This is a genomic window from Streptomyces sp. FH025, from assembly GCF_017427025.1.
Lineage (GTDB): Bacteria > Actinomycetota > Actinomycetes > Streptomycetales > Streptomycetaceae > Kitasatospora.
Map to the genome: position 1 here is coordinate 1 of NZ_JAFLNG010000684.1, position 4,123 is coordinate 4,123.

Annotated in this window: 4 protein-coding genes; all 4 read right to left on the reverse strand. The window is 71.9% G+C overall.

The features are described from left to right. On the reverse strand, positions 1–1,220 hold a 1,220-nt coding region (locus J0670_RS32010; RefSeq protein ID WP_207815495.1), incomplete at its 3' end, for a type III PLP-dependent enzyme. 2 nt (positions 1,221–1,222) lie between these two features. After that, positions 1,223–2,632: an ATP-grasp domain-containing protein gene (locus J0670_RS32015; RefSeq protein ID WP_207815497.1), complete on the reverse strand. Its 1,410-nt coding sequence runs from the start codon at positions 2,630–2,632 to the stop codon at positions 1,223–1,225. 118 nt (positions 2,633–2,750) lie between these two features. Beyond that, a complete protein-coding gene (locus tag J0670_RS32020; protein ID WP_207815499.1) occupies positions 2,751–3,683 on the reverse strand; it encodes a 3-oxoacyl-[acyl-carrier-protein] synthase III C-terminal domain-containing protein in 933 nt (310 codons plus the stop codon). A gap of 78 nt (positions 3,684–3,761) precedes the next feature. Further along, positions 3,762–4,123 (reverse strand): hypothetical protein (locus J0670_RS32025; protein ID WP_207815500.1); only part of this gene is annotated, 362 nt, incomplete at its 5' end.

The window sequence follows — 4,123 nt, forward strand, 5'->3', positions numbered from 1 at the left end:
CGCTCGCGGACCAGGTGCGCCCGGCCGTCCAGGACGAGCACCTCGGCCGGGTAGCCGTGGCTCAGGAAGTGCACCGGCGAGGCGGTCGGCCCGTACGCGCCGGAGCGCTGCACGCCGATCAGCTCGCCGGGCCGCAGCGCCGGCATCGGCACCTTCTTGCCGATCACGTCGTTGGGCGTGCACAGCGGGCCGGTGATGTGCCAGGGCTCGGTGGCCGGCTCGTCCAGCCGCTCCAGCGCGGCCATCGGGAAGTTGCGCTTGACGTACGAGCCGATGCCGACCGCCGCCATGTGGTGGTTGGTGCCGCCGTCGGTGACCGCGAAGTTCTCGCCCATCGAGGTCTTGGTGTAGCGCACCCGGGTCACGTAGGTGCCGGAGGCGGCGACCAGGAAGCGGCCCAGCTCCATGATCAGGCGGGTGTCGGGGTGCCGGGTGGCGAAGTCCTCGATCAGCGGGTTGAGGCCGGCGGCCAGCACCGAGACGTCGAGGTCCTTCTCGTTGTCGAAGTAGGCGATGCCGAGGCCGCCGCCCACGTCCACGGTCTCCAGCGGGAAGCCCAGCTCCGCGGAGAGCCGCTCGGCCAGGTCGAAGATCCGGCGGGTGTTCTCGACCACCGACTCCTCGGAGAGGATCCGGGTGCCCAGGTAGACCTGGACGCCCATCAGCCGCAGGTTCGGGTAGCGGGCGGCCAGGCCCTTGCCCTCGGCCAGCAGCAGCTCCTCGTCGGTGCCGAACTGGCGCGGCTTGCCGCCCATGGTCAGGCCCGAACCCTTCACCTGGAAGCTCGGGTTGACGCGCAGCGCGACCCGCGCGGTGACGCCGCGCTCGCGGGCCAGCTCGTCGATCAGGCCCAGCTCCTCGACCGACTCGCAGACGATCGCGTGGATGTCCTCGTCCAGGCAGGCGGCCACCTCGGCGCGGCTCTTGCCGGGCCCGAGGAAGATGATGTCCTGCGGGCCCACCCCGGCCCGGCGGGCGGTGACCAGCTCGGTCAGCGAGGACACCTCGGCGCGGGCGCCGCAGCTGTGCAGCAGCGCGCAGATGGAGATGTTGGGGTTGGCCTTCAGCGAGTAGAAGACCTCCATCGCGGGGTGCAGCGCCTCGCGCAGGCCCTGGAAGCGGGTGGTGATCTCCTCGCCGTCGTACAGGTACAGCGGGGTGCCGAACTCCTCGGCCAGCTCGGTGATCCCGAGGCCCTGCACCTCGAATGCGACGCTCACGTTCAGCTCCGTTCCGGGTAGGCCGCGAGGCGGCTGGTGATGTCGGTGTCGATCTCCGCGATCTCCTCGTCGGAGGCGCCGACGAGTACGCCGTACAGCCGGCCCTCGAAGCCGTCGGCGCCGTCGGCGACGGCTCCCGCGGCGGCGTTCACCGTGGCGTAGTTGTTGACGAACAGGCCGCGCGGGCGCGGGCCGCGCCCGGTCAGCAGCAGCCCTTCCAGCACCTCGGCCAGCTCGGCGAAGGGCAGCGGGCGGGTCAGCCGCAGCGGGTAGTGGCGGGCGACGGCGACCTCCTCGGGGCCGGCCAGGCCACCCTCGTGCACCACGTTCTGGTACGTGGACATGTTGTTGCGGGCGTTGATCTCGATCACCGGGTACAGGCCCTCGTCGGGGTCGACCATCGCGTCCACCCCGACCACGCCGTAGTAGCCGTCCGCGGCGAGCCGCTCGCCGAGCCGCAGCGCCGTCGCGGCGATCTCGTCGACCTGCGCCCCGGTCAGCCGGGCCGGGATGCGGTGGCCCTTGTGGACGCCGCCCTCGGTGAGCAGCTCCTTGACGAAGTCGAAGTGCACCGAGCCGTCCCGGCCCACGGTGAACTGGTAGTTGAGGTCGCACCGCTTGGCGACCCACTCCTCGATCACCAGGGCGGTGCGCGCCGCCCCGCCCTCGGCCCTGGCCGCCTTCTCGGCCTGCTGGACGGCCATCCGGTGCAGCCGGCCCAGCCGGGTCGAGCTGTCCAGCACCACGATGCCCTTGCCGGACACCCCGAAGGCGTCCTTGAGCACCACCTTGCGCCCGGCGTCGAGCAGTTCGCCGGCGGCGGCCACCGCCTCGGCCAGATCCTCCAGGGTCTCGCAGGCCCAGCCGCGGGCCTGGCGGATGCCCAGCTCGTCGGAGAGGCGGCGGCTGTACACCTTGCTGTTGACCCGCTTGCAGACCGCGGCGGAGGGCGCGCCCAGCGGCACCCCGGTGCGGGCGGACAGCTCCTCCTCGACGGTGGAGATGCCGTGCGCGGTCAGCCGGGCGCCCTCGGCGGTCAGGGCGGAGAGGGCGCGCAGCAGGGCCTCGTCGGCGAGGGCGTCCTCGCTGACGGTGCGCTGCGGGTCCTGGTCGGCCACCACGTGCACGGTGGGCAGTTCGAGGCCGAGGCCCTCCAGGTAGCCGCGGTAGCCCTGGTCCAGCGGGGTCTTCAGCACGACGTGGTCGTTCTTGCCGCCGAGCAGCAGCGCGAACTCGTCCATCCGGTTCACCACCGCGCTGCCCGCGTGCGAGGCGACCCGGGGCAGCGCGGGCTCGCCGAGCGCCCAGTGGTTCTCCACCTCGAAGTTGCCCAGGAACACCAGCGGGGTGTCCGCGGATCCGGTCACCGCGCGCTTGAGCCGCGCGCTGAAACCGGCGGAGGGAAGGTGCATGTCGACCTCGTCAATTCTCGTGTGCGCGCCGGCCCGGAGGGGCCCTTGGGCGCCGTCAGTGCTCGAAGACCTCTGTGCTCGAAGACCTCTGTGTCGGAGACCTCTGTGCTCGGACGGCTCAGTGCTCGAAGACCATGGCGGCGAAGGTCGCCCCGAGCCCCACGCTGGTCATCAGGTAGCGGTCGCCGGGGCGCAGCCGCCCCAGCTCGTCGGCCTTCTGAAGGTTGATGAAGGGGTCGGCGCAGAAGCAGTGGCCGGTCTCGCCGATCAGGTCGAGGAAGACCCGGTCGATCGGCAGCCCGAGCTCCTTGCAGACGCCGATCCAGGACAGCCGGTTGACGTTGTGCGGCAGCACCAGCGCCAACTCGTCCAGCCCGCAGCCGGCTTCCGCCAGCGCGGCCTCGATCACCTCGCACAGGCCGGGACCGTACAGGTCCTGGAACTCCTTGGCGGCGCTCTCGCTCATGATGAACTCGTCGCCGAACCGGGTGTGGGTGCGCGAGGCGTAACCGAGCATCCGGTCCGGTCCGGAGCGGTCCGCGCTCACCAGGAAGGCCACCGTGCCCTCGCCCATCACCGTCACGTCCGGGATGGACTGGGTGTGGGTGGTGCAGGCCTTCTCCCCGGCCACGATCAGCGCGAGCGCGTTCGGGTCCGGATCGGCGGCGAGCAGAGTGCCGGCCAGGTCCACGGCGAGCAGCCCGGAGGCGCAGGCGTGGTGCGAGACGACGAACCCGGCGGCGTGCTCCAGACCGAGTTCGGCCTGGAGCGGCCGCAGCGAGGTCATCGGGTACGGCAGCGGCGAGGGCATGGTCCGCGCCTGCAGGACGTACTTGACGCGCTGTTCCTGTCCGCGCAGCTCCACCAGCTTGGTCGCGGCGCGCAGCAGCAGCTCGGTCTCGGTCGCCGCGGGGTCGCGGCACACCTCGGCGAGCCCGTAGAAGCGCTGGTAGCGCCGCAGCTGAACATCGGTCAGCTGGAGTTCCTTCTGGAAGCGGGCGATCGGGATGGTGTCGGGAAGGCAGCTGGAGACCGCCGTGATCGACGTCATGCCCACTACGGTCGCGCGCGGCGCTGACGCTTAGCTGACGCTGCGCTGACCGCCGCCGACGGCCCGGCACCAGCGGTGCTACCGACGCAGGACCGCCCCGCCCCCGATGACCCAGAAGCCGGCCGGAACCGCGCCGCATTCGGTGACCTTGGCGGGGGCCCCGGGTTGGTTCCATTCCCAGCCGACCCGGCGCTCGCCCTGTCCGTCGGCCGGGTAGAAGGTGAGCCCGGCCTCGGGGTGCCGGCCCTGGTCGAAGAGCTGAGGCTCGCCCCCGAGCGGGGTGACCACGATCCGGGTGACGGGCCCGGTCACGACGACGGCGCCGTCGGCCGTGGTGGTCAGGCAGTCGGGGTCGAACTCGGCGCGGGTGGTGCCCTCCTTCTCGAACACGTGCTGCACGACGACGTGCCCCCGGGTGTGCCCGTGGACCGTCCGGACCT

What these genes read in the sequence shown, in the direction of transcription:
- J0670_RS32015 (WP_207815497.1), bottom strand. Translation starts at nt 2,632, where the DNA reads ATGCACCTTCCCTCCGCCGGTTTCAGCGCGCGGCTCAAGCGCGCGGTG.
- J0670_RS32020 (WP_207815499.1), bottom strand. Translation starts at nt 3,683, where the DNA reads ATGACGTCGATCACGGCGGTCTCCAGCTGCCTTCCCGACACCATCCCG.